The organism is Roseobacter denitrificans OCh 114, assembly GCF_000014045.1.
In the GTDB taxonomy this organism is placed as follows: domain Bacteria; phylum Pseudomonadota; class Alphaproteobacteria; order Rhodobacterales; family Rhodobacteraceae; genus Roseobacter; species Roseobacter denitrificans.
In genome coordinates this window covers 1,247,908-1,274,594 of record NC_008209.1, presented here as the reverse complement: position 1 = coordinate 1,274,594, position 26,687 = coordinate 1,247,908, and the positions used below count along the sequence as shown (strand labels likewise).

Annotated in this window: 33 protein-coding genes and 1 tRNA gene; 22 read left to right on the top strand and 12 right to left on the bottom strand. The window is 59.5% G+C overall.

Annotation, left to right across the window (positions count from 1 at the left end):
- Positions 1 to 12: 12 nt before the first annotated feature.
- The 3 genes from RD1_RS06105 to RD1_RS06095 are packed head-to-tail and all read right to left on the bottom strand — an operon-like array spanning position 13 to position 1,373.
- A complete protein-coding gene (locus RD1_RS06105) occupies positions 13 to 237 on the bottom strand; it encodes a F0F1 ATP synthase subunit C (protein ID WP_011567586.1) in 225 nt (74 codons plus the stop codon).
- A 55-nt stretch (positions 238 to 292) separates the two neighbouring features.
- Positions 293 to 1,039, bottom strand: coding sequence for a F0F1 ATP synthase subunit A (locus RD1_RS06100; protein ID WP_011567585.1), 747 nt, complete (start codon positions 1,037 to 1,039; stop codon positions 293 to 295).
- Between the two features lies 1 nt (position 1,040).
- Positions 1,041 to 1,373: an AtpZ/AtpI family protein gene (locus RD1_RS06095; protein WP_011567584.1), complete on the bottom strand. Its 333-nt coding sequence runs from the start codon at positions 1,371 to 1,373 to the stop codon at positions 1,041 to 1,043.
- Between the two features lie 232 nt (positions 1,374 to 1,605).
- On the opposite strand from RD1_RS06095, the gene RD1_RS06090 reads away from it, so the two are divergent.
- Positions 1,606 to 1,953 (top strand): ArsR/SmtB family transcription factor, encoded by a 348-nt coding sequence (locus RD1_RS06090; RefSeq protein ID WP_044032981.1) that lies wholly within the window; start codon positions 1,606 to 1,608, stop codon positions 1,951 to 1,953.
- Between the two features lie 90 nt (positions 1,954 to 2,043).
- Here RD1_RS06090 and RD1_RS06085 read toward each other — a convergent pair whose 3' ends face one another.
- Complete coding sequence (locus RD1_RS06085) at positions 2,044 to 2,910, bottom strand: DMT family transporter (RefSeq protein ID WP_171960007.1); 867 nt, start codon at positions 2,908 to 2,910, stop codon at positions 2,044 to 2,046.
- A 26-nt stretch (positions 2,911 to 2,936) separates the two neighbouring features.
- Positions 2,937 to 3,815: a LysR family transcriptional regulator gene (locus RD1_RS06080; RefSeq protein ID WP_011567581.1), complete on the bottom strand. Its 879-nt coding sequence runs from the start codon at positions 3,813 to 3,815 to the stop codon at positions 2,937 to 2,939.
- A 251-nt stretch (positions 3,816 to 4,066) separates the two neighbouring features.
- Here RD1_RS06080 and RD1_RS06075 point away from each other — a divergent pair, with 251 nt between their 5' ends.
- The 16 genes from RD1_RS06075 to RD1_RS06000 all read left to right on the top strand — a co-directional run bounded on the left by RD1_RS06075 (position 4,067) and on the right by RD1_RS06000 (position 14,609).
- Complete coding sequence (locus tag RD1_RS06075) at positions 4,067 to 4,573, top strand: hypothetical protein (RefSeq protein ID WP_105880327.1); 507 nt, start codon at positions 4,067 to 4,069, stop codon at positions 4,571 to 4,573.
- A gap of 213 nt (positions 4,574 to 4,786) precedes the next feature.
- Complete coding sequence (ffh, locus tag RD1_RS06070) at positions 4,787 to 6,304, top strand: signal recognition particle protein (protein WP_011567579.1); 1,518 nt, start codon at positions 4,787 to 4,789, stop codon at positions 6,302 to 6,304.
- A complete protein-coding gene (locus RD1_RS06065; protein ID WP_245897216.1) occupies positions 6,301 to 6,840 on the top strand; it encodes a GNAT family N-acetyltransferase in 540 nt (179 codons plus the stop codon). The genes ffh and RD1_RS06065 overlap by 4 nt, the downstream gene beginning before the upstream one ends.
- On the top strand, positions 6,837 to 7,442 hold the full coding sequence (locus tag RD1_RS06060) for a GNAT family N-acetyltransferase (protein ID WP_011567577.1): 606 nt from the start codon (positions 6,837 to 6,839) through the stop codon (positions 7,440 to 7,442). The genes RD1_RS06065 and RD1_RS06060 overlap by 4 nt, the downstream gene beginning before the upstream one ends.
- 93 nt (positions 7,443 to 7,535) lie before the next feature.
- Positions 7,536 to 7,832, top strand: a complete 297-nt coding sequence (locus RD1_RS06055; protein WP_011567576.1) for a chorismate mutase — start codon at positions 7,536 to 7,538, stop codon at positions 7,830 to 7,832.
- Positions 7,833 to 7,872: 40 nt separating this feature from the next.
- Positions 7,873 to 8,241, top strand: a complete 369-nt coding sequence (gene rpsP, locus RD1_RS06050; RefSeq protein ID WP_011567575.1) for a 30S ribosomal protein S16 — start codon at positions 7,873 to 7,875, stop codon at positions 8,239 to 8,241.
- A 233-nt stretch (positions 8,242 to 8,474) separates the two neighbouring features.
- Positions 8,475 to 8,981: a ribosome maturation factor RimM gene (gene rimM / locus RD1_RS06045; RefSeq protein ID WP_011567573.1), complete on the top strand. Its 507-nt coding sequence runs from the start codon at positions 8,475 to 8,477 to the stop codon at positions 8,979 to 8,981.
- 1 nt (position 8,982) lies between these two features.
- Entirely contained in the window at positions 8,983 to 9,774 is a 792-nt protein-coding gene (gene trmD, locus RD1_RS06040; RefSeq protein WP_081432918.1) for a tRNA (guanosine(37)-N1)-methyltransferase TrmD, read from the top strand.
- 220 nt (positions 9,775 to 9,994) lie between these two features.
- Positions 9,995 to 10,414 carry a hypothetical protein gene (locus RD1_RS06035; RefSeq protein ID WP_011567571.1) on the top strand — a complete coding sequence of 140 codons (420 nt, stop codon included), beginning with the start codon at positions 9,995 to 9,997 and terminating at the stop codon, positions 10,412 to 10,414.
- 270 nt (positions 10,415 to 10,684) lie between these two features.
- A complete protein-coding gene (gene rplS, locus RD1_RS06030) occupies positions 10,685 to 11,068 on the top strand; it encodes a 50S ribosomal protein L19 (protein ID WP_011567570.1) in 384 nt (127 codons plus the stop codon).
- An 11-nt stretch (positions 11,069 to 11,079) separates the two neighbouring features.
- Positions 11,080 to 11,301 (top strand): 50S ribosomal protein L31, encoded by a 222-nt coding sequence (gene rpmE, locus RD1_RS06025; RefSeq protein ID WP_011567569.1) that lies wholly within the window; start codon positions 11,080 to 11,082, stop codon positions 11,299 to 11,301.
- Between the two features lie 246 nt (positions 11,302 to 11,547).
- Positions 11,548 to 12,585, top strand: a complete 1,038-nt coding sequence (gene legP, locus RD1_RS06020; protein ID WP_011567568.1) for a Dot/Icm T4SS effector Zinc-dependent metalloprotease LegP — start codon at positions 11,548 to 11,550, stop codon at positions 12,583 to 12,585.
- Between the two features lie 37 nt (positions 12,586 to 12,622).
- A complete protein-coding gene (locus tag RD1_RS06015) occupies positions 12,623 to 12,844 on the top strand; it encodes a hypothetical protein (RefSeq protein WP_044032980.1) in 222 nt (73 codons plus the stop codon).
- A gap of 16 nt (positions 12,845 to 12,860) precedes the next feature.
- Positions 12,861 to 13,154, top strand: a complete 294-nt coding sequence (locus tag RD1_RS06010; RefSeq protein ID WP_044032979.1) for a hypothetical protein — start codon at positions 12,861 to 12,863, stop codon at positions 13,152 to 13,154.
- Positions 13,155 to 13,221: 67 nt separating this feature from the next.
- Complete coding sequence (locus RD1_RS06005) at positions 13,222 to 13,551, top strand: YbaY family lipoprotein (RefSeq protein ID WP_011567565.1); 330 nt, start codon at positions 13,222 to 13,224, stop codon at positions 13,549 to 13,551.
- 248 nt (positions 13,552 to 13,799) lie between these two features.
- Complete coding sequence (locus tag RD1_RS06000) at positions 13,800 to 14,609, top strand: division plane positioning ATPase MipZ (RefSeq protein ID WP_011567564.1); 810 nt, start codon at positions 13,800 to 13,802, stop codon at positions 14,607 to 14,609.
- Here RD1_RS06000 and RD1_RS05995 read toward each other — a convergent pair.
- On the bottom strand, positions 14,566 to 15,450 hold the full coding sequence (locus RD1_RS05995) for a DMT family transporter (protein WP_011567563.1): 885 nt from the start codon (positions 15,448 to 15,450) through the stop codon (positions 14,566 to 14,568). The genes RD1_RS06000 and RD1_RS05995 overlap by 44 nt on opposite strands.
- A 749-nt stretch (positions 15,451 to 16,199) precedes the next feature.
- On the opposite strand from RD1_RS05995, the gene RD1_RS05990 reads away from it, so the two are divergent.
- On the top strand, positions 16,200 to 16,415 hold the full coding sequence (locus RD1_RS05990; protein ID WP_074958726.1) for a hypothetical protein: 216 nt from the start codon (positions 16,200 to 16,202) through the stop codon (positions 16,413 to 16,415).
- A gap of 178 nt (positions 16,416 to 16,593) precedes the next feature.
- On the opposite strand, the gene RD1_RS05985 is transcribed toward RD1_RS05990, so the two are convergent.
- On the bottom strand, positions 16,594 to 16,983 hold the full coding sequence (locus RD1_RS05985) for a RidA family protein (protein WP_011567559.1): 390 nt from the start codon (positions 16,981 to 16,983) through the stop codon (positions 16,594 to 16,596).
- Positions 16,984 to 17,174: 191 nt separating this feature from the next.
- Between RD1_RS05985 and RD1_RS05980 the strand changes: the two genes are divergently transcribed.
- From RD1_RS05980 to RD1_RS05960, 4 genes are all read left to right on the top strand, one after another.
- Entirely contained in the window at positions 17,175 to 18,392 is a 1,218-nt protein-coding gene (locus RD1_RS05980) for an amidohydrolase family protein (RefSeq protein ID WP_044032977.1), read from the top strand.
- On the top strand, positions 18,389 to 19,804 hold the full coding sequence (locus tag RD1_RS05975; protein WP_011567557.1) for an FAD-binding oxidoreductase: 1,416 nt from the start codon (positions 18,389 to 18,391) through the stop codon (positions 19,802 to 19,804). The genes RD1_RS05980 and RD1_RS05975 overlap by 4 nt, the downstream gene beginning before the upstream one ends.
- Before the next feature lie 531 nt (positions 19,805 to 20,335).
- Complete coding sequence (locus tag RD1_RS05965) at positions 20,336 to 21,997, top strand: ABC transporter substrate-binding protein (RefSeq protein ID WP_011567556.1); 1,662 nt, start codon at positions 20,336 to 20,338, stop codon at positions 21,995 to 21,997.
- Between the two features lie 77 nt (positions 21,998 to 22,074).
- Positions 22,075 to 22,566: a DUF2165 domain-containing protein gene (locus tag RD1_RS05960; protein WP_011567555.1), complete on the top strand. Its 492-nt coding sequence runs from the start codon at positions 22,075 to 22,077 to the stop codon at positions 22,564 to 22,566.
- A 19-nt stretch (positions 22,567 to 22,585) separates the two neighbouring features.
- On the opposite strand, the gene RD1_RS05955 is transcribed toward RD1_RS05960, so the two are convergent.
- The 5 genes from RD1_RS05955 to RD1_RS05935 form a co-directional block, all read right to left on the bottom strand.
- Entirely contained in the window at positions 22,586 to 23,041 is a 456-nt protein-coding gene (locus RD1_RS05955) for a DUF309 domain-containing protein (protein WP_011567554.1), read from the bottom strand.
- Between the two features lie 346 nt (positions 23,042 to 23,387).
- The gene (locus tag RD1_RS05950) at positions 23,388 to 24,707 is read right to left on the bottom strand and encodes a TRAP transporter large permease (protein ID WP_044033364.1); all 1,320 of its coding nucleotides are present in this window, start codon (positions 24,705 to 24,707) and stop codon (positions 23,388 to 23,390) included.
- A 43-nt stretch (positions 24,708 to 24,750) separates the two neighbouring features.
- Positions 24,751 to 25,323 carry a TRAP transporter small permease gene (locus RD1_RS05945; protein ID WP_011567552.1) on the bottom strand — a complete coding sequence of 191 codons (573 nt, stop codon included), beginning with the start codon at positions 25,321 to 25,323 and terminating at the stop codon, positions 24,751 to 24,753.
- A 57-nt stretch (positions 25,324 to 25,380) separates the two neighbouring features.
- Positions 25,381 to 26,418 carry a TRAP transporter substrate-binding protein gene (locus tag RD1_RS05940; RefSeq protein WP_011567551.1) on the bottom strand — a complete coding sequence of 346 codons (1,038 nt, stop codon included), beginning with the start codon at positions 26,416 to 26,418 and terminating at the stop codon, positions 25,381 to 25,383.
- A gap of 155 nt (positions 26,419 to 26,573) precedes the next feature.
- Positions 26,574 to 26,650: transfer RNA gene (locus tag RD1_RS05935), tRNA-Met, on the bottom strand.
- Positions 26,651 to 26,687 lie beyond the last annotated feature (37 nt).

Below are 26,687 nucleotides of genomic sequence, written 5' to 3'. Positions count from 1 at the left end.
TCTGTCTGTTGCTTAGACAGCGAACATCAGCAGCAGGGCGACGAGGAAGGCAAAGATGCCCAGCGCCTCGGCGAACGCGATGCCGATGAAGAGTGTTGCTGTCTGGCTGGCAGCAGCGGATGGGTTGCGCAGAGCGCCTGCGAGGTAGTTGCCTGCAACATTACCAACACCGATGGCTGCTGCCCCGGAACCGATTGCCGCCAGACCTGCGCCGATGTGTGCGAGTTCGCCTTCCATGTGAATTCTCCTTACGATTGGAAGTTGAGTATTTGAACGGGTGTAGCCGCCCGAATTAGTGATGCGGGTGAAGCGCGTCTTTCAGATAAACGCACGTCAGAATTGTGAAAACATAGGCCTGGATGAAGGACACGAGGACCTCCAGACCATACATCGCCGTGATGCCGAGGATTGCGACCGGGCTGACGAGGGTCAGCGCTGCAAAACCTGCGAAAACCTTGATCACCGCGTGGCCCGCCATGACGTTGCCCGCCAGACGAATGGAGTGGCTCACCGGGCGCACGAAATAGGAAATGATTTCGATGATGGCCAGCACCGGGCGCAGCGCCAAAGGTGCCGACGAAACCCAGAACAGGCTCAGGAAAGCCGTCCCGTTCTTGACAAACCCCAGAATGGTCACCGTCACAAATACCGCCAGCGCCAGCACGACGGTGACCGCAAAATGCGAGGTCGGGGTAAAGGACGACGGGATCAGACCCAGAAAGTTCGCGCAGACAATGAACATGAACAACGTCATGATGTAGGGGAAAAACTTCAGACCCTCTTTGCCGCAGATGTCCTCAACCATCTTGTAGATGAACCCGTAGGCCAGTTCGGCAACCGACTGCGCACGCGATGGCACCACCGCACGTTTGGAGCTTCCCACGACCAGCAGCAGCACCACGGCAATGATCGAAAAACCCATCCACAGCGCCGTATTCGTCGGCGTGTACCAGGTCACATCACCCCCAAACAGCGCAGTGATCTCAAACTGCTCCATCGGTTTGAAAACCAACCCGCCGCCTTCTGCCTTGTCCGCCATGTCAGGCTCCCTCGTCTCGATCTGCGGCCTCTTCGGCCAACTTCTTTTCCTGGATTTCCTGCGCGGAGCGGAGCATCGTCTTCACCCCGGCCGCCAGACCCAGCATTGTAAATAGCACCATGAATATCGGCAGCGTCCCAAACAGAACATCCAGCCCGTATCCAATACCGAACCCGATCCCAAGACCGGCAACGAGTTCGATGACCATCCGCCACGCCAGTTGCGCTTGGGAATAGTGCTCATCCGATCGGGGGCCGGGCTCTTGTGCCTTTTTCGCGGCGGCGATTTTGGCCTCTAGCTGCTCAAGGCGCTGCTGTTGGTCAGGATCTGTCACGCGCAAATTGCCCCTTCAGGGAGTTGCCCTGTGCTACGGTGCAGCGTGGCGTGAGTCAACCGGCTTTGACAGAAGCGGAAAACTGGCACAACATATTGTTTTCATGTCATATTACCAAGCACCGCCATCAACGGGTCACCCTGTCGCAGGCGCGAAAATCCCCTCATGGCGCCAAATGGGATATTCAACCATTTGGTTGACGTTTGACATGCAAAGGTGCAGATCGGGCGGCATGACACGCGACCTCGATCAGGTTTTTGCAGCCCTTGCAGACCCGACCCGTCGGGCCATCCTCGCCATGTTGCTGGAGGATGATATGGCCGTGACCGATGTTGCCGACCCCTTCGAGATGTCGCTCGCCGCGATCTCGAAACATCTGCGCGTGCTGACGCAGGCGGGGCTGATCTCCCAGGAAAAACGCGGCCGCGTGAAATGGTGCAAGCTTGAGCCGGACGCCCTGCGCGACGCTTCGGTCTGGATGCAGGGGTTTGGTCAGTTCGAACCCGTCAACCTCGACGCCTTCGAACGCTTTCTCGCCACAGAGGTGCACGCCCCCGAGGGCCGCGATGAAAGCGTCTGACGAAACACCAGAAACATGAAAAACTACGTGCCGCGTCGAAATCTTTGATTTCAGGCAGCATGACGCGATTCAGGTTCCTCGCCTGACGCGTCAGCGGCGCGCCACGGCCTCTTCATCGCGCAGCAGCAGGGCCAGCGCGATCATCGTCAAACCGGCGCCGCCCAGTATAACCGGCGATGGCAGCCCCTGCCCGAGTGCCGCCTCCCAACAGATCACCCAGCTTGGCACAAGATAGGTATAGGCCATCACCTTGGAGGACGGCAGGCACAGGGTGGCCGTCTGCAACAACACGAAACTCGCGGCGGAGGCAAAGAGCGACAGATAGATCAGGGTCAACCAGACCATACCGGGCAACTCCGCCCAAGGGGTCGCGGCAATGTCGCGCCAGCCAAAGACCGTCAGCAAGACCGCGCCCGCCACCAGCGTGCCAAAGGTGAACACCACCGCCGGTTCTCCCCGGTTAAGTTTGCGCACCATGGGCGTGTAAAGCGCGTGGCAGATGCAGCCGATGAAATAGATGACCTCACCCCGCCCGATGGCAAAGGTCCTGAGCGCCGCAAGATCCGCGCGAAAGATCACCCAAAGCGCGCCGACGGCGCCAATCATCAAGGCCAGCGCGATGCGTGGCGTCGCAATCTGGCGCAGCAACAGCCACCCGAACCCCGCAGCAATCACGGGGGTCAGCGTGAAAACGGCGGCGGCGCTGACAGGCGGCGCGGTCTTCAACCCTTCGAACATCAGCACGAAATACGTCCCGAACAGCCCGCCCAGCAGCCCGTAGCGCCAGGACGACACAAAAGCGCGACGCGGCATGCCGGTCGTGGCCAGCGCCGCGAGGCCGATCACCCCCGCCGCCAGCCAGAAGCGCAGCGCGTTGAGGGCCGCCGGGGCCACCTCGTTGGCGATCTGCCCGCCGAGTGAGAAAGACCCCGCAACGAGCGCCGAAAACAGCAGCATGGCAGCATGGCCCTTGTGTGCCGCTGTCACTCCACCCAGTCTTTCGCGGCTTCCTTCACAAAATTCAGGAAGGTCTGCACCTTCGTCGTACGATGCAGATCCACATGGGTGACCAGCCACAGCGGGCCGCTCCACCCTTCCTGTTCAGGGTGCACCTCCACCAGTTCCGGGTGATTCTGCGCCTCAAAGGCGGGCAGAAACCCGATCCCGGCCCCGTCCAGAATTGCTTCCCGCTGGGCGCGCGTGTCCGAACTGCGAAACTTGATGCTGGAAGCGGGCACGTTCTGGCGCAACCACCGCTCAAACGGCGCGCGGCTGTTGTCCGCATCATGCGCCACAAAGCGGTGATCGCCAAAACTCTTGACTCCATTCGGGCGGCCATGTTCGGCGATGTAATCGGTCGTCGCAAATAGGGCGACCCGGTGATGACGAAACTCCTGCACGACATTATCGGGCTGGTCCGGCACGGTGCCCGCCCGGATCGCCACATGCGCCTCGCCGTATTCCAGCCGGAACAGACGCTCGCCTGTGAGGTAGCGCACGACCACATCCGGATAGGCTTTCTGAAACGCCACCAGCACAGGCACCATCCGCGAGGACAGATCAATCAGCGACGTGACCACAAGATCACCCGACACCTCATTGCCACGCCCCTTGATGCGCCCGGCAAGCTGATGAAACTGGTCATCCGTCGCCTGCGCAACGCGCAACAGGTCCTGCCCGGCTTCGGTGGCGGTATAGCCGCGCGCATGGCGCTGAAACAGTTTGACGCCCAGACGTGCTTCGAGCGCATCCACATGCCGGATCACCGTCGCATGATGCACGCCCAGCACCTCGGCCGCGCCGCTGACGGTCCCCATGCGAGCGACTTGAAACGCTGTCCTGACCTCGTCCCAGCTGTTCATCCTTCACCTCATCCGGTTTCTGCGCGCGAAACGGCAGGTTTCACAATTTCGCCGCGCAAGACAAGGCGTAACTCCACCACGCACGGTCGCAAAAACGACACGCGCGACAAACCTTGCGCCAGCGGTATAACCGCCAAACCATTCACAACCGCTTAACCGCCCCATTCGGGGCGCTGGTGCGCGCTCCAACCATGTATATACCAGAAAAACCCCTGTGGCCGAACAGCGCCGGGTGCGCTATCTCACGGGGCATGAAGCTGATCCGCCAAACGCCCGATGAACTCCTGCTGCTGCACCGGCCCATACTGCTGTGCATCGCACTGGCAGCGGGGGCGGCGCTGGCGCTGGGGGCGGCTGTGTGGAACATCACGCAGGGCGAATGGCTCAAGACCGGGATCGCGCTGCTGGCAACCGCAGGCCTCGTGGCACCCGCCCTCTGGTTCGGCGCGGAACGGGTGCAGATCGCCTTCAGCCGGACAAGCGGCACCTGCACCATCGACACCCACCGTCTGTCCGGGGCGCAGCATGAGGTCTTTCGCCTCGATGAGATCGACGCCGCGATCGTCGAAACCCACAAGGGTCAGGGCGACACCGCAGGCTCCCACCGCGTGGCGCTGACCTTTACCGCCGGGGACGCCGAAAACCGCCGCCCCCTCACCCCCGGCTATGCCGGCGGCAAAGGCGCCAAGGACATCGCCGCACGCATCAACGGCTGGCTCGACACGGCCCGCCCCCCGGCAGAGCAAGACTTGACTTGAAGGCTGCAGCCCTTTAAGGCCACGCCCATATCCGGAAGTTTATCCCTTCCGGTCCCGGTGCAACCGGGATCGCCCTCCGTCAGCGCGTTGCGCCCACGGGGGCAAAACCATTTGGTTTTGTCCCATCGCAATGACACCGGGCGTTTGTGAAATGCACGCAGGTTGCCTACATCAGGGGCATCCTGCAACCGAAACCAAAGGGGGCCATGGCCCATGTTTGAAAATCTGTCCGAACGCCTCTCCGGCGTCTTTGACCGTCTGACAAAACAAGGCGCGCTCTCCGAGGAGGACGTGAAAACCGCCCTGCGCGAGGTTCGCGTCGCCCTGCTGGAGGCGGATGTCTCCCTGCCCGTCGCGCGCGACTTCGTCAAAGCGGTGCAGGAAAAAGCCACCGGACAGGCGGTCACCAAATCCATCACGCCCGGCCAGCAGGTCGTCAAGATCGTACATGACGCGCTGATCGACGTGCTCAAGGGCGAGGGTGAACCCGGCACGCTCAAGGTCGACAACCCGCCCGCCTCGGTCCTGATGGTCGGCCTGCAAGGCTCGGGTAAAACCACGACCACCGCCAAACTGGCAAAACGCCTCAAGGAAAAAGACGGCAAACGCGTGCTCATGGCCTCGCTCGACGTCAACCGCCCCGCCGCGATGGAACAACTCGCCATCCTGGGCGCCCAGATCGGCGTCGACACCCTGCCCATCATCGCCGGACAGGACCCCGTCGCCATCGCCAAACGCGCCAAAACGCAAGCCGGGCTGGGCGGCTATGACGTCTATATGCTGGACACCGCCGGTCGTCTGTCCATCGACGAAGAGTTGATGCAACAGGTCGAAGCCGTCCGCGACGTCGCCTCCCCCCGTGAAACGCTGCTGGTGGTCGACGGGCTGACCGGACAGGACGCCGTGCACACCGCGCAGAACTTTGACGAACGCATCGGCATCTCCGGCGTGGTGCTGACCCGGATGGACGGTGACGGGCGCGGGGGTGCTGCCCTGTCCATGCGCGCGGTAACCGGCAAACCGATCAAATTCGTCGGTCTTGGCGAAAAGATGGACGCGCTCGAAACCTTCGAGCCGGACCGCGTGGCAGGCCGCATCCTCGGCATGGGCGACATCGTTGCGCTTGTCGAAAAAGCGCAGGAAACGCTCGAACTTGAGCAATCCGAGAAAATGGTCAAACGCATGATGAAGGGTCACTTCACCATGAACGATTTGCGCATGCAGCTTGAACAGATGCAGAAAATGGGCGGCATGCAGGGCATGATGGGCATGATGCCCGGCATGGGTAAAATGGCCAAACAGGTCGAGGATGCAGGCTTTGACGACAATATCCTCAAACGCCAGATCGCGCTGATCCAGTCGATGACCAAGAAAGAACGCGCCAACCCACAAATCCTGCAGGCCAGCCGCAAAAAGCGGATCGCCAAGGGCGCGGGGCTGGAAGTCTCCGAACTGAACAAACTGCTCAAGATGCACCGCCAGATGGGCGACATGATGAAAAAGATGGGCAAGATGGGCAAGGGCGGCATGATGAAACAGGCCATGAAAGGCATGTTCGGCGGCAAAGGTATGGGGGGCGGCCCCTCACCACAGGACATGGCCGCAGGCATGGACCCCAAAGCGCTCGAAGCTGCCGCAAAGCAATTGGGCGGCGGCATGCCCGGTCAGAACCCGTTCGGCGGCGGCGCGGCCCTGCCCCCCGGCCTGTCAGGTTTCGGCAAAAAGAAATGATGCACGCGGGCGATCATACGCTTGTGCAGATTCCGACCGTGCGCACGGAGCGATTCGTGCTGCGCGCGCCGAGGCGCTCGGATCTTGACGCCTACACTGCGTTTCGCACATCCGACCGGGCGAAAGGGATCGGCGGCCCGTTTCCCGCATTCGATACCCATGCCAAGCTCTGCTCCCTCGTGGGCCATTGGCTGATCGAAGGGTTTGGACGCTGGATCGTTGCCGACAAGGACGACGCCCCCCTTGGCGTCGTCGGCTTTTACTATCCCGACGGCTGGCCCGAACCCGAAATCGCGTGGAGCGTTTTCGAACATGCCGAGGGTCAAGGCGTTGCCTATGAAGCTGCCGTTGCCACGCGCGCCTATGCCTATGACGTGCTCAACTGGAAAACCGTGATGAGCTGCATCAGCCCGGACAACAGCCGTAGCCTCGCGCTGGCCCGGCGCATGGGGGCTGTCTTTGAACGAAGCTTCACCCATTCGGTCGAGGGCGAGTTGCAAATCTGGCGCCACCTGCCGCCGGAGGCGTTGACGTGAGCGACACATTGATCCCGATCATCGAAACCAAACGCCTGATCCTGCGCGGCCCAGAGCCCGAGGATTACCCGGATTTCAAAGCGACCTTCACCAGCTACCGCGCGCGCTTCATGGGCGGCCCGCTCAACGCGTATGAGGCATGGATGCTCTATGCCGCTGAAATCGGCCATTGGCAGATTCGCGGGTACGGCATGTGGATGATCCACGACAAGGACACGGATGAAACCTACGGCATGGCAGGCGGCTGGAAGCCGGCGAAATGGCCCGAAGCGGAAATCGCATGGGTGATCTGGCCTGACAAGAACGGCAAGGGCTACGCGCTTGAGGCGACCCATGCGGTGCGCAATTATCTCTACGGGTTTTGCGGCTGGGACACGGCGGTCAGCTACATCGACCCCAAGAACCTCGACAGCATCCGGCTGGCCGAACGTCTGGGCGCGATCAAGGATCACGACGCGGCCACCATCGACGGCAACGACGCGGTTTATCGCCACCCGGCTCCGGCGGATCTGCGCGGCTCGCAACTGTCCCATGGCATCGAGATGGAGATCAGCCACTACGCCGATCCGCTCTTCAAACCGAAAGGCTGGGCCCTTGACTGATCGTAAAACATGCGCGCGCCGCGCACCGACGCAATACCGACGTATCACCGACGTGATACCGACCGCCCAAAATCACCGTTCCGGAGGCCCCAAATGAGCGACGCCGCAACCCGTGCCGCAAGCCTGTTGAAAGAGCATCGCGCGTCCATCGACCGTCTGGATGCCATCCTCGTCTACACCCTCGGCGAGCGGTTCAAACATACGCAGGCTGTGGGGAAACTCAAAGCCGAACACGACCTTCCCCCGTCCGATCCCTCGCGTGAAGCGGCACAGATCGAACGGCTCGAAGATTTGGCAAACCGGGCCGACCTCGACCCGGAATTTGCCAAGAAGTTTCTTAACTTCATCATCGCTGAAGTCATTCAGCACCACCACAAACACCAATCATAAGGCGCATGACGCGCCCCACATATCCAAAGGAAAAAAGACCATGGCCATGAAAATTCGTCTCGCCCGCGGCGGCTCCAAAAAGCGCCCCTTCTACCGTATCGTTGCAGCGGACAGCCGCATGCCACGCGACGGCCGCTTCATCGAAAAACTGGGCACTTACAACCCCTTGCTGCCCAAAGACAGCGAAGAGCGCGTGAAAATGGACGCCGAGCGCGTGCAGTACTGGCTGGGCCAGGGCGCGCAGCCCACGGACCGCGTTGCCCGTATGCTTGAGGCCGCAGGCCTGCGCGAGAAAGCCGAGCGCAACAACCCCAAGAAAGGCACACCCGGCAAGAAAGCCCAGGAGCGCGCCGAGGAGAAAGCCGCCAAGGCCGCGGCCCCCGCCGAAGAAGAAGCAGCCGCAGAATAATCTGCGCGGCGGGCCTGTTCCGCCTATCCCAAAGCCCTCCGGCCTGTATTGCGCAGGCCGGGGCGCACCACCAGAATTTCAAACCGGGACAGAGCCGTGTTCAAGCCGATCCGATTGCTTTTCCTGATCCTCGCAGCCTTTCTTGCCGGGCTGCTGTTTGAGCGAAACAACACATCGGAAAAATGCCGAACCGCCGGTGGCACGATGGATGCCGGCCTATGCAGGAACGTACCATGAGCGACGAGAAAATCTGTGTCGGTGCCATTGCCGGCGCCTATGGTGTGCGTGGCGAATTGCGCATCAAGAGTTTCTGTGCAACCGCCGAAGACATCGAAACCTATAGCCCTCTGACCAGCGAGGACGGGCAACGTCATTTCCACCTTGCGCTCGTGCGTCCGATCAAAGGCGGCTTTGTCGCGCGGATCGCAGAAGTGAGCAGCAAGGAAGAGGCGGATGCGCTGAAGGGCGTACAACTCTTTGCGCTGCGTGATCAATTGCCGTCCCTGCCCGATGATGAATACTACTATACCGACCTGATTGGCCTGCAAGTCCTTGATACCGGGGGGGAACTGCTCGGCAGCGTCAAGACCGTCGCCGATCACGGGGCGGGCGATATTCTCGAAGTGCAGCGGCCCGGCACGTCCGAGACCATACTGCTGCCCTTCACCCGCGCTGTTGTTCCCACCGTCGATCTGCTCGCAGGGAAACTCATTGCCGATCCGCCAGAGGGGGCGCTCTGAGGTGGTGCAGGCACCAAAAAGCCACGGCCGCAAGACCATCCGCCCGACGCGCACCCCAAGCGCGCTGATGGCAGCGGACGAAGAGCTGTCAGGCGTCTGGCAAGCCCGGGTAGTCACCTTGTTCCCGGACGCCTTTCCCGGTGTCCTTGGCCTGTCGCTGACGGGCAAGGCGCTACAGGACGGGCGCTGGCAGTTGCACACCCATGACCTGCGCAGCTTTGGCGTGGGCAAGCATCGTAACGTGGACGACACGCCCGCAGGCGGCGGGGCGGGCATGGTCATGCGCGCAGATGTCGTCGGCCCGGCGATTGAGGCGGCACAACGCTTTGCCCGGGGGCGCTGGCCGATCCTCTACATGTCGCCCCGGGGCCGTCCGTTTACACAGAAAATGGCCAAGGATCTCGCGCGCTGTGACGGTGTAACCGTGTTATGTGGGCGCTTTGAAGGGGTCGATGAACGTGTTCTGGAACACTTTGGCGTCACCGAGGTGTCCATCGGCGACTATGTTCTGACAGGTGGCGAGATTGCCGCACAAACGGTGCTGGATGCCACCGTTCGGCTTTTGCCCGGTGTTCTGGGCAACGCGGAAAGCACCGTCGAGGAAAGCCATTCCAATGGCCTGCTGGAGCATCCGCAGTATACCCGCCCGGCCATCTGGGAAGGGCACGCCATTCCAGAGGTGCTCATGTCCGGCAATCATGCTGAGATCGCGAAATGGCGCGCGGCTCAATCACACCGCCTGACGCAGAGCCGTCGTCCGGACCTGTGGGCCGCCAAGGGGGCCAAGGAATAACCCACCGGACGCGACGCTGCCCCCGCGCCGAAGGAGAGATAGTGGACAATCGCCCGGCAACTGCCGGGATTATCCGTGAAATCACCTAAGCCCTTGATGCAAAACACAACCCAAGGGTGATTTAAACATCCGATCACGCCATCAAAACGCGAAACCATTGAGTGCGCCCCGACAGCCTTGTACGATCACGGACATTATTGATTGACCGGATACGTATATTTTGAACCAAAGCGATTTTCAGTCCTTTCTGGACGATGTCTCGGAGTGCTTTATCGAGCGCGATTTCGCGCTCTGGCGAAGCCGTGTGCTCTACCCTTTTTCACTGATCACCAGTGCTGGCGCGATCGTCATTGAGAACGACGATGAATTGCGTGACAATTTTGAACTGTATCTGCAGGCCTGTGACGCCATGCAACTGGATCGCATTTACCGCGTTCCTCTTGGTCTTGAGGCATGCAGCGACGGCACATGGCTTGGCAGCTATGAAACCAATTTGTTGCGCAATGGGATGCGGGCAACAGCACCCTATAGATCGACGGCATTGCTGCACAAGAACGCCGATGGGATCAGAATGAGTTCGATCATGAATGCGCGCGGGCACCACGACTGGACCGGCAAGCAACCGAACATGGATGACTGAACACATCACGCAGGCGGCTGCGTTTGAACAGCCGTTGCCGCTGGATCAATTGGCGCACGCATCGGGCTTGATCTGTGCTGCGTTTCCACTTAGACAGCGCGGGCTGGGAGTCGTTTTTACGGGGCCGGGCCCATTTCATATGGAATCACGTGAATAAGGAATGATGTTTGTACCCTCCGGGCGGGCGCTGCGGCGCACCGGCAAGACCCGAAGCTCTGAAACACGCACAAACTTCGTGGACATACCACGAGCATCATAGGAGACGATCAGATGGATCTGATTGCACAGATTGAAGCGGAACAAATCGCCGCGCTGGGAAAAGACATCCCCGACTTTCGCGCCGGTGACACCGTCCGCGTCGGATTTAAAGTAACCGAGGGGACGCGCACCCGGGTTCAGAACTACGAAGGCGTTTGCATTGCACGCAACAATGGCCACGGTATCGCCGGGTCGTTTACAGTGCGCAAAATCTCTTTCGGTGAAGGCGTTGAGCGGGTGTTTCCGCTGCACTCCACCAACATCGAAAGCATCACAGTTGTGCGCCGTGGCCGCGTGCGCCGCGCCAAACTCTACTACCTGCGCAGCCGCCGCGGAAAATCCGCACGGATTGCGGAAAACACGAATTACAAGCCCAAGTCGGGCGCGAGCGTCTAAGGAGCGGACCGATGAAAGCAGATACACATCCAGATTATCACATCATCGACGTCAAGATGACCGATGGCACCGTGGTGCAGATGAAATCCACATGGGGCAAGGAAGGCGACCAGCTGTCGCTTGACATCGACCCGTCGGCACATCCGGCATGGACAGGCGGGTCTTCGCGCCTGCTCGACACCGGCGGTCGCGTGTCCAAATTCAAGAACAAATACGCAGGACTCGGCTTCTAAACCGACTCACTTTTTTGCATGTCCCGAGGTCGCGCTTTACGGCGCGGCCTCTTTTTTGTGCGTAATCTCAACTTTCACCAAGCCCGGAAATGGCATTAGAAACAGCCGGTTACACAACCCACACACGATCATACCTTTAAACTTCTTGCCAGAGTGGCGGTATTTTGCCAACCTTTGAGGGCCGCATCAGATTTAGCGGCGACAATTTTTTGTGTTTAACAAAGTCAATTTTAAAGGAATATCAGCATGTCCGAACATGATGAGGAAGATTGCTGCTGCGGAGGTCTGTTAACCAGTAACGACGTCCGAACCGGCATCATCTCCGGCGATACTTTCAAGAACAAGACGGTTCAATACGCGGCAGTCGATGGGCTTGCCGTGTTTGAAGGCTGCATCGTGCTTGGCACGGTGGAGGAAGTCGAAGAGCGCACTGCGGCGGCCAAGGCTGCCCTTGATGCAGGCGATGATCCAGACGAGATCGCACATGGCGTGGTGATCACGGGGGCCAATCGGCGCTGGCCGGGCGCGTTGATGCCATATGAAATCGACCCGGCCCTGCCCGCAACCAACGTGCAACGCGTCAATGATGCCATCGCCCACTGGAAACAGAAAACCGGCATGCGCTTTGTGCTGCGCACGAATGCGAACAAGGCGCAATATCCCAATTACGTGCGGTTTCGCCCTGCCACGGGCTGTTGGAGTCAGGTCGGCATGCGCGGCGGCAAGCAGGAAATCGGCCTTGCCGGTGGCTGCGGGTTTGGCGCGACCGTCCACGAGATCGGCCATGCGTTCGGGCTCTGGCACGAACAAAGCCGGGAAGACCGCGATACCAAGGTCAAGATCAACTGGCAGAACATCACCGCGGGCAAAGAGCATAACTTCAACCAGCACATTGCGGATGGGGATGACGTGGGACCCTATGACTACGGGTCCATCATGCACTATGGCCGCTATGCGTTCTCCAAGAACGGCCAGCCGACCATTGAGTCGATCCCACCGGGCAAGACGCTGGGTCAGCGCACCGGGCTGAGTGCCGGTGATATTGTCGCCATCCAGAGCATCTATCAGCTATGGGAAACCGTCGATGTTGCACGGGTCTATGCGACCTCGGGCACAAAGAACTGCTGGGTCATGCCGAAAGGTCAAGGGTGGTTCCGCATTGATCCGGACACCACCGATGGATGCAGCAATGTGTTCGACATCTGCTGTTCGGCGATGGCCTTCGGCAAGAAGCTGTCCCTTTTCAAGGACGGCGACAAGGTCTACCGCGCTCAACTATTATAACTTCTTTCCAGTATCATTTTTATCAGGAGAATTTCTCATGTGGCATAACAACAAAACCGTTTCACGCACCTATACCTCTAAAGACTCGCAGAACTGTCATGCGATCATCAGCGGCATTTCCGGCTGGAAAAAGATCAAGACAGGCGCCAGCGATGGTGTCTCGAATGTCTTTCACGCCCTGAATGCGGCCCGTGCCGGCGGCAAGAAGGTGGATGTCTACATCGTCAACAACCAGATTGAACGCGTGGTAATGCGCTGAGCGCGATGGGAGAAAGATGATGTCAAATTCAATCACGGTGACCGTCCAGATGGATGGTGGCACAAGTACATCGCAAAGCTTCGCGATGGATGACGGGGCCGGTGCGCCGCCCCCGCCCATGGACATGAGCGAAGACACCACTGTAGCAGCCAGCGGGGACGCCCTGCCACCCGTGGCGGATGATCTTGCCGCGTCTGCAGGTGTTTCAGGCGATGATGCGCCGCCCCCCGGTTTTGAGGACGCGCCGGACGAGGACGCAGCACAAGACCCCGACGATGCGGGTGACAGCCCCCCGCCGCCCGACGTATAAGATACAAGAGCCCGGCACCCTCAGGCGCCGGGCTTTTTTTCATGCAACATGATCGGAGCGATATGCCATGATACGCGGCTTTGTGAAATTCGAAGATCCCGGTGCCCTGCCCCGTGGTCAGAACGTGACCCTTACCGTTCAGGATACATCCCGCGTCGGGGCGGATGCGATCAAGATCACGCAGAAACAGCTGCGCATCCCCGAAGGATTTGACGCCACCAATGACACTTTACCGTTCGAAATCGACGTATCGGGCAACATCGAGGACTATACGATCCGCGCGCATCTCGCCCGCCACTCCGGGGATGACATCCGCCTTGGAGATATGATCACGACCGGGGCCATTCCCCTGTCCGGTGCAGGTCATCTTGAAGTGCTGTTAAAGCAGGTCCGCTAGCCCCTAAGACACCGCGCAAAGCTCTTTAAAATTCGCGCATCTAGAGCGTCTGACGAAATACCTGAAACAAGAAGTATCACGTAACGCGTTGAAATCTTTGATTTCAGGCAGCGTTGCGTGATTCAGGTTTTTCGCATGACGCTTTAGGCCTGCAAGAGACCCGTTCCCGCCTTTCCAAAGCGCATTTCCACTCATATAGTGCCGCCAACAAGGCCATTTGTAATCGGCCGGGGCAAAGGATCGGGCAAATGGCGCATATTATCGTTGTGGGGAACGAAAAGGGCGGTGCCGGAAAGTCGACCGTCTCCATGCATGTGGCCACTGCCCTCGCGCGTCTGGGCCACAAGGTCAGTGCGCTTGATCTGGACCTGCGTCAGCGCACTTTCGGGCGCTACACGGAAAATCGCGCAGCCTTTCTGGCCAAGGCGGAACTCGCGCTGGCCAGCCCAAATACGCATGAGTTGCCCCAAATCGCGCCCGAGACACTGCAGGCTGGCGAGAATATCTACGACCACCGCTTGTCGGCTGCAGTGGCCGATCTTGAGCCGCACAACGACTTCATTCTGATTGACTGCCCCGGCTCACACACGCGCCTCAGTCAGGTGGCGCACAGTCTGGCCGATACGCTGATCACGCCGTTGAATGACAGCTTTGTGGATTTTGACCTGTTGGCGCGCACGGATTCGACGGGTGATAAAATACTCGGGCCCTCGGTTTATTCTGAAATGGTCTGGAACGCGCGGCAGCTGCGCGCGCAAGCCGGTCTGTCCCCCATTGATTGGATCGTGGTGCGCAACCGCATGGGTGCACAGCGCATGGTCAACAAGGAAAAGATGGAACGCGCCATCGCCAACCTGTCCAAAAGGATCGGGTTTCGCATTGCTCCGGGTTTTTCCGAACGCGTGATCTTTCGCGAGCTTTTCCCGCGCGGGCTTACCCTGCTGGATCTCAAGGACATTGGCGTCAAACAGCTGAACATTTCCAATGTCGCCGCCCGGCAGGAGTTACGCGATCTCATGAAGGCGCTGAACCTGCCCGGTGTGTCCGTTGATTTTTGAGCATCACGATGTTTGACACCAAAAGGGCGCCAATAACGATGGCACCCCCGGCAAGGGCATAGCGGCCGGGGTCCTCTCCGACCACCGCCCAGGCGAGCAAGGGGGCCAGAGCGCTTTCCAGCAAAACAAGCAAACCCACCTCGGCAGAGGTGATGTAACGTGGACCGATTGCCAGCAACACCGAACTGCCGAGGATGAACCCACCGTGGCACAGGACCAGCGGCACCTGATCCGGCAGCACGGACAGGGGGGCGGCAAATGGCAGCAAAACAAGTGCAGCCGCCACATAGCCCATCGCGACGCTCGGCACCATTGAGACATGTTTGACCCGACGTGCGGCGGTAAGGGCCGCTGCAAACAGCGCCGAAACCGCGAGTGCCAAAGCATCCCCTGCAAGACTTGCGTTTTCCGTTTCGCCCGACCCATAAGCGATCACCGCAAGCCCCACCAGAACCGCCGCCATTGTCAAGAGCATCCGCAAACTGATGGGTTCAGCCAGAAACACCCGGCTATACACCGCTGCAAAAACCGGAAGGGAAGCGATGATAAAAACGACATTCGCCACGGATGTCAGCGCAACCGCCTGAATAAAAAGCACACCACTTGCCCCAACGCCGATCATATGGATCACCCCATAGCGCCCGGTTTGCAGAACCGCCCTGAACGGCGCGGTTCCATGCAGCGCAAAGATCCCAAGGCCAAGACAGCCCCCGGCCAGAAACAGACGCCAAAACGCGATTGTAAGGGCCGTCGCATCAATCAGGCGCACGAAGAGCGCGTCCGGCACAACCAGCAAGACCCCGGCTGTGGTAATGATCAGACCTTTGGCATTGTCTTTCATCTGTTGCCTGTTCTCGCTGGCTCTCTGCCGCACCATCAAAGGCCAATGAGGTCAGAGGTCAAGCGATGGGCGCGCGATTCAGGCACATGCGCGGTTCGTAACAGTGGCAGCGCCGCCTCAAAGAGACTATATCCATCACAGCGCGTTAGAAGACCCAACACACACCGAGACGAAAGCAGGAGACACATATGAGCACAATTCTTCTGGACCTGCTGTTCTGGATCATCGTTTTTGTTGTGTTCGTTTACGGATTCAAATGGCTTCAACGCCGCAAAAAGGGCAAGGAGAACGACACGGAGTCCTGACCGCGGTGCCTGATGTCTCAGGTATTTCATCAGACGCGGCAAGGGACCTCAGAAAGAAGGTCAGATTTCCCGGAATCGGCCGCGATCTTCGTGGGTTTCCCGCAGAGTTATCCCGGAATTCGCGGATGACATGATCTGTATGCATTATCTGACCCTCATCGTCACAGACGACTGTGAAACACCGCAAATCTGGGCAGAAAAGCGCGATCCGCACAGTAACGACCAACCACAGGGCAGCGCCCAAAGGTGCGGCATTGCCTGATGTGACCGCAAGAGCCTGTTGCGACAGCCTTGCCGTTCTTGGTGCCACGCAGGTGAAACCGCTGCGCCAAGATGGCTCGTTGCCCGAAACGATTGATGGTCACTATAGTGCGCGACAGGGTAACGGCACATGGTGTTTCACTGCCGCTGCCGCTTGTGCACCGGGTGGGAAAGGGCCGCGAGATGAGCAAATTTGATCCCCCCAGATCAGAGCTGATGTTCCGCCTTTGGGTGTCCGTCCTCGGGCTGCTCATGCTGGCCGGTGCCGTGACCTATCGCGGATGGCCAAGCGGACTCGCCATGTTTGAAGTCATCGTGATCGCAGGCGGTTTTTTCGGCGGCACCTTGATCTGGACGCTTCGCAAACTGCGCAAACACAAGGATACGGATCGCCCATGACGGCGCACCTTTTCCATTTGCGGCACCGCCAAAGCGCCATTCGAAAAACCCGAATTACGAAACGCTGACCCGAGGCTACGGTTCGGCGTGGGGCCTCTCATGCTGGCCTTGCGCGAATCCAGATCGGCATGTTGCACACAGGCCTGTACGCAACGGCGGCATGCCACCGACCTGAGCGTCAGAGCTTTGCGGCCCAGACCTCAACCTCGACGACAAACTCGGGCCGGGTAAAACCGGAAACGATCATCAGCGTGGAGGTTGGCAAAACAGACACTTGCGACAGGAACTGATCCCGCGCGGCCATATACCCTGCCATATGCGCGCGATCCGTTACAAATGCGCTGATGTGGAACACATCATTGGCCTGCGTCCCGGTCTCTTTCAAAATCGCAGCGATATTCGCAAAACAGATGGCCGCTTGCGGCTCTGCCCCCTCCGGCACAGCGCCATCCCCATCCTGACCCAATTGCCCCGAGGTGCGCAGAAGACGCGCGCCTGCGGGCAATTCTATGCCATGTGAATAGCGCGCGAACGGCGGCGCAATGTCGGGTGGGTTCAGCGATTTCATGGCGGCTTCTGTTTCCTTTGTGGTGTATTCATCCTTGCGCAAAACAAAAAAGTTTGAAAGCATCGCAAGTGTAATTCAGGCACAGATTTCAAATCTCTCAGGGCCGCCCTTTGTTTTCCTAGGTAAGGAGGATTGGCGATGCCGTGCAGAATGACGAAACCCGTAAGACTCGCAGATTTGGGCCGCAGCAGATGACAGTGCTGCGCGATATACTGGTGCCTTTGTCGCTCCTGCGCGACCCCGCCACATTCGGCGGCCGCACGGAAGGTGATTGCCTGCGCGGCGATCTGACGGTCAAAGGGGGTCGGGCCATGGGTTTAACCCCGGTCGCGCCCTCGCAAACGCCGCGCATCCTGATGCCCGCGCTGGTCGAGGCGCATTGTCACCTGGATAAATGCCACAGCATCGACCGCATGAAAGGCATCGGCGGCGATCTGTCCGCTGCCATCGCCGCGCAGACCACCGACAAACAGCATTGGACTGCCGATGACCTGCGCCACCGCATGACGCGCGGGCTGCGTGAGTTGGCGGCAGCGGGCTGCGCGCTGACACGCAGCCATATTGATTGGGGCACGGAACCCGCACCGCCCCTCGCATGGTCCGTCCTGCAGGAGGCCGCGACCGGGTTCCCGGACATGACTGTCCAGATGGCAGCGCTCACCAGTATTTCGCAACTCGCGGACCGGGAATTCTGCTTTGCCGTGGCCAGCCATATCGCACGGCACCGTGCCGGGGTTCTGGGGGCCTTTGTTCTGCACCACGACCAAAGTGACGTAAACGACGGCCTTGCCCATGTCTTCGCAGCCGCAGACCGCTTTGGCCTCGCGTTGGATTTCCACGTCGATGAAGGTCTCGGACCCTACAACGGGCTTGAGGCGATATGTGATGCAGCTTTGGCCAGCAGGTTCGAGGGGCCAATCCTTTGCGGCCACGCAGTCAGCCTGATCGAGCATGACACAAAGACACGGGATCGGATAATCGACAAGCTTTTGCGTGCAAACATCTCAGTCTGCGCGCTGCCGACGACCAATCTCTATCTGCAGGGGCGGCGGTATGGCACGCCCCGCCAGCGCGGTCTGACCTGTCTGCGCGAACTAGATGCGGCGGGCGTGCCAATCGTCATCGCATCGGATAATGTGGCGGATGCCTTCTGCCCCGTCGGACAACACGACCCGCGCGCGGCCCTGCATCTGGCGTGCCTGGCCGCCCATCTGGACCCACCGATGGGGGACTGGCTACCTGCGATCACGCTGAACGCGGCGCGCGCCTTGGGGCAGGACCCGGTCCACATGGACACAACCCCCATCTCGCAACTGCGCCTGTGCACCGCCGCAAGCACCGCCGAACTGCTGGCCACGCGCAACCCATTGCTGCCGCTGCATCATTTTGAAAAGGCATCGACCCCATGACCTCAATCTCTGGCAAAACTGACATAGACTGGCGTGCCTTTGCCGCAGCCCTCGCCCCCGTGCAGGTGATCGACGAGCCGGTACTGGTCAAAAAGCGCAGCCGCGATTTCTTTTGGTACAGCCCGATCCTGAACGCGGATCTGAAACGCTGCTTCGGCGATCTGGTGGCTCGCCCCAAAAACGCGGATGAGATGCGGCATGTGCTGGCCGTGGCCTATGCGTTTGACGCGCCTGTCGTCCTGCGCGGCGGGGGCACAGGCAATTACGGTCAGGCCGTGCCGATGGAGGGCGGTCTGATCATCGAGACAACCGCCATGAACAAGGTTCTGGAAATCGGCGAAGGCTATGTGCGCGCCCAAGCCGGTGCCTTGATGGCAGACATAAATGCAGCCCTTATCGCGCGGGGCTACGAAATGGCGATGTTCCCGTCCACGCAGGACATCGCAACGATCGGCGGGTTTGTCGCAGGCGGCTCTGCCGGGATCGGGTCCATCGCCAATGGTGCGCTGCGCGATCCGGGCAACCTCATGTCGATCAAGGTGCAATCAGTCGAGGAAATCCCAACCGAACATGTCTTTGAGGGCGCGGAAACGCTGCACATCCATCATGCCTGGGGGTTGAATGGTGTCATCACCGAAATCACCCTGCGCACGGTGCCAACGCAGGATTGGGTTGGATGCCTTGCGACCTTTGAGACCTATGAAAATGCCTATGCGGCCGGGCTGGCTCTGGCGCAGGCAGAGGACGTCCGGTGCAAACTGCTGACCACGGTTGATGCCCGGATCTGCGCCTATTTCCCGCGCCTCAAGGGGTACATCCGGCCCGACAAACACCTGTTGGTGTCCTTGGTGCCGAAAGACGACATCGCAGGATTTGAAACATGCATCCGCGCTGCGGGCGGGCACTGCGATCTGACCCTGAGCGAGGCGGACAGGATCGCTGCAAAGCTGCCGCATGTCTTTGACTTTTCCTATAACCACACGACGCTGCAGGTGCTCAAGGCGGATCGCAGCGCCACCTACCAGCAAATCGGATGCCCGATACCGCCCGATCCCACAGCCATTGCAAGGCTGCGGCCCAAGCTGGGAGATGACGTGTGGATGCATCACGAGTTTGCACGCGTCGGCGGGCAGATCGTGACCTTTGATCTGCCGATCATCTGGTTTTCCACGGCACAGCGGCTGGCGCAGATCAACGCAACCTATGAGGCGAACGGGTTTGCGGTTTATGATGCGCATACGTGGCAGGTCGAGGGCGGTGGCCTCAAAAACGCGGATTACCGGCACCTTGCGTGGAAAAAGCGGATGGACCCAAAGGGACTGCTGAACAGCGCCAAGTCAGCGGTTTGGAAGACGGTCAAACATCTACCCGCTGACGAGATCGAAGCCCTCGCTGCAGAGGCGCAAAGCTGAAAAAGTCCCTTCAAAGGGAGCCTGTGCGCGCGGCAGATTCTACCGGGCGCGCCCCGGGAGTGTGCGAGAACAGATTCGCAACAAAGCGCTTTGGCATGGCGCGACCCGTCTGATGCGCGGTTTTTTCCCGGCCCTTATGACGCAGATCACGGTGAGCGTTGGCCTCGGAAATCCGCCAAAAGCCAAACGGTGGTGCAGATAGCATCATTCATGCAGGCTCATTTGCGACCGCTCACGGCAAAAGAACGTCGTTCATGCGGCTCATCCGCGGCGGATCGCTTGCGGGCTGGCCATCAGGAGACGGCCGCCGCCGAGAAACATAACACGTCAGCAGACCGGTCGAAAACCAATCGCGCCTCGTTACCGCAAGGTGATCCGAAGATGGGCTTGACGCCACGCCTGAGAGTGTTTGACTATGCCCGCGACGCCCGCTCGGGGCGCGAAAGAAAGGCAGATCAACTGCATCATCTTGCCGTCACAGACATCGGCAATGGCACGCCACACGCGCGTGTTCCAACAGAGAGGAAGAACATGACATTTCTGACAAGCACCGGCAAACCCTTGCCGAAGTCCATTCTGGACTCCGCTGCGAAGACCGGCAACGACGCCGTAAGCCGACGCGAGTTTCTAGCGCTCGCGAGCGCTTTCGGTGCGACATCCGCCACCGCCTATGCAATGCTTGGCCTCAGCGCGCCCAAAGCGCATGCAGCGGCGCACACGATGGGCGGCACGGTCCGCATTCAACAGGAAGTCCGCGCGCTCAAAGACCCGCGCACCTATGACTGGAGTCAGATCGCGAACTTCAGCCGCGGCTGGCTCGAATACCTCGTCCATTACGAGAACGACGGCACCTTTACCGGCAAGCTGCTGGAAAGCTGGGAAATCAACGAAGACGCGACTGTTTACACCCTGAATGTGCGTCAGGGCGTCAAGTGGAACGACGGCAGCGATTTCACTGCCGAAGACGTGGCACGCAACATCGCCGGCTGGTGCGACAAGAGCCTTGAGGGCAATTCAATGGCAGGCCGCTTTGCGACCCTGATTGATCCCAATACGGATCAGGCCATCGACGGCGCAATCGAGGTCGTGGACAGCCACACGGTACGCCTCAATCTGCCCTCTGCGGATATCTCGCTGATCCCCGGCATGGCCGACTATCCGGCTGCGATTGTTCCGGCGGGCTTCTCAGCGGAAACGATGCTCGACAACCCGGTGGGAACAGGGCCTTACCTGCCTGAATCGCTGGAAGTCGGCGTGAAGGCCGTTCTGGTGCGCAACGAGGGGCACACCTGGTGGAACGCAGGCAATGGTGCCTGGATAGACCGGGTGGAATACATCGACTATGGCACGGACCCTTCCGCCTTTGTCGCGGCGGCAGAAGCCGAAGAGATCGACATGACCTACTCCATAGAGGGTGATTTCATCGACATCTTTGACACACTTGACGGCTGGCAAAACAACGCCGTTGTGACAGGCGCCACGATCGTCATACGACCCAATCAGCAGGTCGAAGTCGACGGCATCAGGCCCTATGAAGACAAACGCGTCCGTCAGGCGATTTCGATGGCCGTTGACAACGCGGTGCTGCTGGAACTGGGGTATGCCGGGCGGGGAGAGGTAGCCGAAAACCACCACGTTGGCCCCATGCATCCCGAATACGCGGAATTGCCACCGCGCAAACATGATCCAGCCGCCGCCAAGGCGCTGATGGACGAAGCCGGCATGGGAGATTTCGAGCATGAATTGTTCTCGATTGATGATGCCTGGCGCAAGGACACAACAGACGCCGTGGCAGCCCAGCTGCGCGACGCGGGCATCAATGTGAAACGCACCATCCTGCCCGGCTCAACCTTCTGGAACGACTGGACGAAGTACCCGTTCTCCTCCACCAACTGGAACCACCGCCCCCTTGGTGTGCAGATCTGGGCACTTGCCTATCGCTCCGGCGAGGCGTGGAACGAATTCGGTTGGTCCAACGAAGAGTTCGACGCCATCCTCACCGAGGCGCTGGCAACGCCCGACCTCGAAGCGCGCCGTGCGCTGATGAAGAAGGGTCAGGCGATCATTCAGGAAGAAGGTGTAACCATCCAGCCCTATTGGCGCTCGCTTTACAACCACACGCGCGAAGGACTGGTCGGCGGTGAGCACCACATCTCATTCGAGATCCGTCCGGAGCAGATCGCCTGGACGTAACCCATCCATCAAACAACGGGGCCATGCCATGAGTGTGGCCCCTTTTTTGTGATCGCGCGGAGCCGCAGGAGAAGCCCATGGAAACCGCCTTGCTGCTCGCGCAATTCAGTGCCACCGGGTCCATCGCAGGCTGGCTGAGCCTTGGGGTGCGGGACAATATTTTGCATCCATCCGTGAATGAAACCTACACGGCCGAGGTCATGGACATGACCCGCATGCGCACGGAGTTTCCCGCGCAATTCGCGGAAGTTGCCCATCGCGCGGTTTCAGATCGCCGCACTCAACTCTTGGCGTTTCGCCTGATCGTGGTCATCGAACTGGCCACGGTGGTCTTGCTTTGGGTTGGTGCGACCGCATTGGCCATGGCGCTTTTTGGCTTTGCCCTGCCCGAAACCGCACGCGCACTGGCGATCCTGGGCGCCACTGCTTTTACCACGATCTGGGCCGGGTTTTTGATTGTGGGGAACCATTTCAGCTATTGGTTCTGCCATGAAGGGGCGCAAAACACGCATTACCAGATGACGCTCTGGGGACTTGGGACGCTGATCCTGCTGGCCCAGACCGCCTGAACCACCTCTGTGCCAAGGGTTACTTCATCGCTTCCTTTGCGATGCGCCGCGCTTCACTGACCAAAGACACCATGTCCGCGACCTTCAGCCCCAGCACTATGCCGCTCGACGGGCAACGGGACAAATGCGTATCCACCATATCACATAGCCGCCACGCCGCGCGGGGTTGCAGCATCAGCACCTTCAGGCGCGCATTGGCCAGTTGGATAAGGGCCAGCACCATGTCCCGTTCGGGGCTTGGGTCCTTGGTTTGGATCCAGACCGCCTCCAACACCTCATGCGCTTCCCAAAAGTACCCCGCGTCGTAGTAAAGCCGCCCTGCAATGAAGGCAGGCGTGTTGTGCAACTCACTCACAGGAACATGTGGTGTAACCGAACGCTTGATCGGGTCGAACCAGTCATCGTGATGTCTCGGACTGAAACCCGGCACATAAACATGTGGTGGCATCGGAATGTCGTGAGCGGAATTAAGCACGGCATTGCTCCAAATAAAGCAGGTTAGACCAAAAGGGTTAAGATAGCTCCGTAGAAAAGATGCAAACCGTACTGGCACCGACGGGTCTGGCTCTCAGGCCCGTCAGTACCATGACGGCGCGTTTTCGTCTGCTGGCCGCCCGGTTACGCGTCACGATTGCCTCCCGACTTACCTCCCAGCGGCAAGAAGCCATCGCATCAAAGACGTGTGTCACCGTAAGCAGCACGAATCCCTCCCAAGACCCTGCAAACGTCACCGGGGACATCCTGCACTAACTGCCGCCCTTCGCAAGTTGTTCCGGCAAGAATTCCTCGGGCAATTCGCCTTTTAAGCGAAGTAATACACTTTAAGCGGGAATTAGAAACAGCGTAATCGCTGGAAACGCGACCAACACCACGACCCGCAGGATGTCAGAGCCAACAAAGAACAATACGGCTTTGTATGTTTGTGTAATCGGCGTTTCACGATCCATGGCGTTTATGATGAACAGGTTCATGCCAACCGGCGGTGTGATCAGGCCCACCTCAACCACGATCAGAACGAGGATACCGAACCAGATGGCCACATGTTCCGGCGACATCCCGAAATCCATCGCCGAGATTACCGGGAAAAAGATCGGAACGGTCAGCAGGATCATCGACAGGCTGTCCATCAGGCAGCCGAACACGAGATAAAAGAGCAGGATGATCGACAGGACAAACCACGGGCTATAGTCCTGCGCCAGCACCCAGTCTGCCATGAACTGCGGCACACCGGAGAGCGCCAGAAATCCATTATAAAAACTGGCCCCCAACACGATGAAAAAGATCATCGCGGTCGTGCGGCCCGTCCCCAAGAGGCATTCCTTGAACGTCTGCCAAGTCAGGCTGCGCGACACCACGGCAATCAGCCCTGTACCTGCCGCACCGACCGCGGCCCCCTCGGTCGGGGTAAACCAGCCCAGATATATGCCCCCGACGACCACGCCAAAAATGGCCAGCACAGGCCATGTCGCCCCCAAAGCGCGCCAACGATCGCCCATGGGCACAGGCGCGCGCGTGCCGGCTGCATCGGGGTAAAGGCGCACATATAGTGAGATGGTGAGCATATACCCCAGCGCCGCGAGAATGCCGGGAATGAACGCCGCCAGAAACAGCTTGGCAATGTTCTGCTCGGTGATGATTGCGTAGATCACCAGAATAACCGAAGGCGGGATCAGAATGCCAAGTGTCCCGCCAGCGGCAAGCGTCGCCGTTGAAAACCCGCCGGAATAGCCGTAGCGGCGCAATTCGGGCAAGGCGACCTTGGACATCGTGGCCGCCGTTGCCAAAGACGATCCGCAAATCGCACCAAATCCCGCGCAAGCGCCAATGGCCGCCATGGCAACGCCACCGCGCCGATGGCCCAGAAAGCTCTCCGCCGCCTTGAACAGCGCCTGCGACAGGCCGGACAGGGTGGCAAACTGCCCCATCAGCAGAAACAGCGGGATGATCGTCAGGGAGTAATTCGAAAAGGTGGTGTAGGTTTCGGATTTGAGTTTCGCAAGCAACGGCACCGGGTTGCCATTCATCGCGTAATACCAGCCCCCAAACCCGCAGAGCAGCATCGCCAGCCCAATCGGCGCGCGCAAAAACACCATGCCCAGCAGCACCAGAAACGACCAGAACCCAAGTTCGAGCCGGTCCATCTGGGCAAAGGGTAAGAGGCCAAGAAACGCGGTCATTAAAGGGCTATACCTGCGGCAACAGGCTGCGGCCCGTCACGCTTTCACACAGGCGCATAATCGCACAATAGACCGCCACGATGCAGGTCACAACAGAAGCCGCAAAACTGGCCGCATAGGCCCACCAGAGGGGAAACTGCAAGAACAACGTCGTTTCGCCATTGCCATAATATCTTTGCACCCCGCCAAAAAGCTGCACGCTGATCAGGATCAGACAGGCGGTCAGGATCACCTCCCAAAATGCCATGAGGTGACGCGTCAGAGCCTGCGGCAGCCGTGACGTGAACACATCGACCGTGGCATGACCGGTGTACAATTGACAGATCGGAAAGAAGGAAAAGATCGCAAAGGCGACGCCAGCCTCCAGCAATTCGTAGCTGCCTTTGACTTCGCCAAGCCCGAGGTCGCGCATTCCTTGCGCAAAACCGCCCAAGGCATGGGCCGCAAAATCCGAGTGCAAGATATCGCCAAGCGACCGACCGACGATCGACACCGTGGTCATTATGATCAGCGCCACCAGAAGAAAGCCCCCGATGAGCGCCGTGCTCCGGGCCAGCCGTATTATAGCCTGATGTATCATGATCTGCGCTGCCGGGCGCGTCTGGGGGCAGGCATAGTCGCAAGCACCTGTCCGGGGTTATTCGGTGTATTGATCAATCAACATCCGCGCCTCGTCAATCAGCGCCTGACCGTCAATGCCCTTTTCGGACATTTCCGCGACCCATTCGTCATAGATGGGGGCGGCGACATCGCGCCATGCCTGTGCCTCCTCTGCCGTCAGGGTCACGATTGTATTGCCCCGGTCCGCCGCCAACTGGCGCGCGGGTGCGTCATTGTCTTCCATGACACCGCCCGCAAAAACAGAAAATTCAAGCCCGGAATTATCGTCAATGATCTGGCGCAGGTCATCGGGCAGGCTGTTATAGCGGTCTTTGTTCATGGCCAGCACAAAGGTCAGAACATAGAGCGCATTACCGGTGAATTCGGTGTGATTGTCCACCAGCTCGGGGATTTTCAGCGCCGTGGTCACTTCCCAGGGGATCGTGGTGCCGTCGATGACACCTTTGGACAGTCCCTCAGGCACTGCCGGAACGGGCATGCCTACCGGCGCGGCCCCGACCTTCTCCAGCAGCGAATTCACAAGCCGCGAGCCGCCACGGATTTTCATCCCTTCCATATCGGCGGGCGTGCGGACTTCCCGGTTCGAATGGATGATGCCCGGCCCGTGCACCCAAGTCCCGAGGATCTCGACATCCTTGAAATCCGCGTCCCGCATGTGGGTTTCAAACATTTCCCAATAAGCGCGGGACGCCGCACGGGCATTGGTCATCATGAAGGGCAGTTCAAACACTTCGGTCCGTGGAAAACGGCCCGGCGTATAGCCGACCACGGTCCAGACCACATCCGCCACGCCGTCAATCGCCTGATCAATCAGCTCCGGTGGACGCCCGCCAAGCTGCATTGACGGAAAACGGTCGATCTTGATGCGCCCCGCGCTTGCCTCTTCGACGTTGTCCGCCCAGACATCGAGGATCAGTTTCGGCACATTTGCCTGTGGCGGCAAAAACTGGTGCAGGGTCAGTGTGACCTCTTGCGCCGACACGCCCCCCGCGCCACCGCCCAAGGCCATCACGGCGGCCGCAGCCAGGTTCAAAAACCGCTTACGTGAAATCATGGTATCTGTTCTCCCCCCGAGCAGCTGGTTGGCGTGTTCACACAACTGACCTGACCATCAAGTGAAAAGCTAAGCCAGATGGAAAAGCTTGTCACCCATCTTTGTCGAGCCATCCGCAGGTCGGATGACAACAGGCAAATGCGGGGAAAGTGGAATGGTGGCGTTACCTGGACTTGAACCAGGGACCTAACGATTATGAGTCGTTCGCTCTAACCAACTGAGCTATAACGCCATCGAAGCGTCAGTTATTCCAGCCCGCTCTGACCGTC

Excerpts from the sequence above, each read along its gene's own strand:
- ffh (WP_011567579.1), top strand. The coding sequence starts at position 4,787 with ATGTTTGAAAATCTGTCCGAACGCCTCTCCGGCGTCTTTGACCGTCTG.
- RD1_RS06085 (WP_171960007.1), bottom strand. The coding sequence starts at position 2,910 with ATGCTGCTGTTTTCGGCGCTCGTTGCGGGGTCTTTCTCACTCGGCGGG.
- rplS (WP_011567570.1), top strand. The coding sequence starts at position 10,685 with ATGGATCTGATTGCACAGATTGAAGCGGAACAAATCGCCGCGCTGGGA.
- RD1_RS05965 (WP_011567556.1), top strand. The coding sequence starts at position 20,336 with ATGACATTTCTGACAAGCACCGGCAAACCCTTGCCGAAGTCCATTCTG.
- RD1_RS06075 (WP_105880327.1), top strand. The coding sequence starts at position 4,067 with ATGAAGCTGATCCGCCAAACGCCCGATGAACTCCTGCTGCTGCACCGG.
- legP (WP_011567568.1), top strand. The coding sequence starts at position 11,548 with ATGTCCGAACATGATGAGGAAGATTGCTGCTGCGGAGGTCTGTTAACC.
- RD1_RS06080 (WP_011567581.1), bottom strand. The coding sequence starts at position 3,815 with ATGAACAGCTGGGACGAGGTCAGGACAGCGTTTCAAGTCGCTCGCATG.
- RD1_RS05975 (WP_011567557.1), top strand. The coding sequence starts at position 18,389 with ATGACCTCAATCTCTGGCAAAACTGACATAGACTGGCGTGCCTTTGCC.
- RD1_RS06065 (WP_245897216.1), top strand. The coding sequence starts at position 6,301 with ATGATGCACGCGGGCGATCATACGCTTGTGCAGATTCCGACCGTGCGC.
- RD1_RS05980 (WP_044032977.1), top strand. The coding sequence starts at position 17,175 with ATGACAGTGCTGCGCGATATACTGGTGCCTTTGTCGCTCCTGCGCGAC.
- rpsP (WP_011567575.1), top strand. The coding sequence starts at position 7,873 with ATGGCCATGAAAATTCGTCTCGCCCGCGGCGGCTCCAAAAAGCGCCCC.
- RD1_RS06055 (WP_011567576.1), top strand. The coding sequence starts at position 7,536 with ATGAGCGACGCCGCAACCCGTGCCGCAAGCCTGTTGAAAGAGCATCGC.
- RD1_RS06005 (WP_011567565.1), top strand. The coding sequence starts at position 13,222 with ATGATACGCGGCTTTGTGAAATTCGAAGATCCCGGTGCCCTGCCCCGT.
- RD1_RS06100 (WP_011567585.1), bottom strand. The coding sequence starts at position 1,039 with ATGGCGGACAAGGCAGAAGGCGGCGGGTTGGTTTTCAAACCGATGGAG.
- rimM (WP_011567573.1), top strand. The coding sequence starts at position 8,475 with ATGAGCGACGAGAAAATCTGTGTCGGTGCCATTGCCGGCGCCTATGGT.
- RD1_RS06090 (WP_044032981.1), top strand. The coding sequence starts at position 1,606 with ATGACACGCGACCTCGATCAGGTTTTTGCAGCCCTTGCAGACCCGACC.
- RD1_RS05950 (WP_044033364.1), bottom strand. The coding sequence starts at position 24,707 with ATGGACCGGCTCGAACTTGGGTTCTGGTCGTTTCTGGTGCTGCTGGGC.
- RD1_RS05990 (WP_074958726.1), top strand. The coding sequence starts at position 16,200 with ATGAGCAAATTTGATCCCCCCAGATCAGAGCTGATGTTCCGCCTTTGG.
- RD1_RS05940 (WP_011567551.1), bottom strand. The coding sequence starts at position 26,418 with ATGATTTCACGTAAGCGGTTTTTGAACCTGGCTGCGGCCGCCGTGATG.
- rpmE (WP_011567569.1), top strand. The coding sequence starts at position 11,080 with ATGAAAGCAGATACACATCCAGATTATCACATCATCGACGTCAAGATG.
- RD1_RS05995 (WP_011567563.1), bottom strand. The coding sequence starts at position 15,450 with ATGAAAGACAATGCCAAAGGTCTGATCATTACCACAGCCGGGGTCTTG.
- RD1_RS06015 (WP_044032980.1), top strand. The coding sequence starts at position 12,623 with ATGTGGCATAACAACAAAACCGTTTCACGCACCTATACCTCTAAAGAC.
- RD1_RS06010 (WP_044032979.1), top strand. The coding sequence starts at position 12,861 with ATGATGTCAAATTCAATCACGGTGACCGTCCAGATGGATGGTGGCACA.
- RD1_RS05960 (WP_011567555.1), top strand. The coding sequence starts at position 22,075 with ATGGAAACCGCCTTGCTGCTCGCGCAATTCAGTGCCACCGGGTCCATC.
- RD1_RS05985 (WP_011567559.1), bottom strand. The coding sequence starts at position 16,983 with ATGAAATCGCTGAACCCACCCGACATTGCGCCGCCGTTCGCGCGCTAT.
- RD1_RS06000 (WP_011567564.1), top strand. The coding sequence starts at position 13,800 with ATGGCGCATATTATCGTTGTGGGGAACGAAAAGGGCGGTGCCGGAAAG.
- RD1_RS06105 (WP_011567586.1), bottom strand. The coding sequence starts at position 237 with ATGGAAGGCGAACTCGCACACATCGGCGCAGGTCTGGCGGCAATCGGT.
- RD1_RS05945 (WP_011567552.1), bottom strand. The coding sequence starts at position 25,323 with ATGATACATCAGGCTATAATACGGCTGGCCCGGAGCACGGCGCTCATC.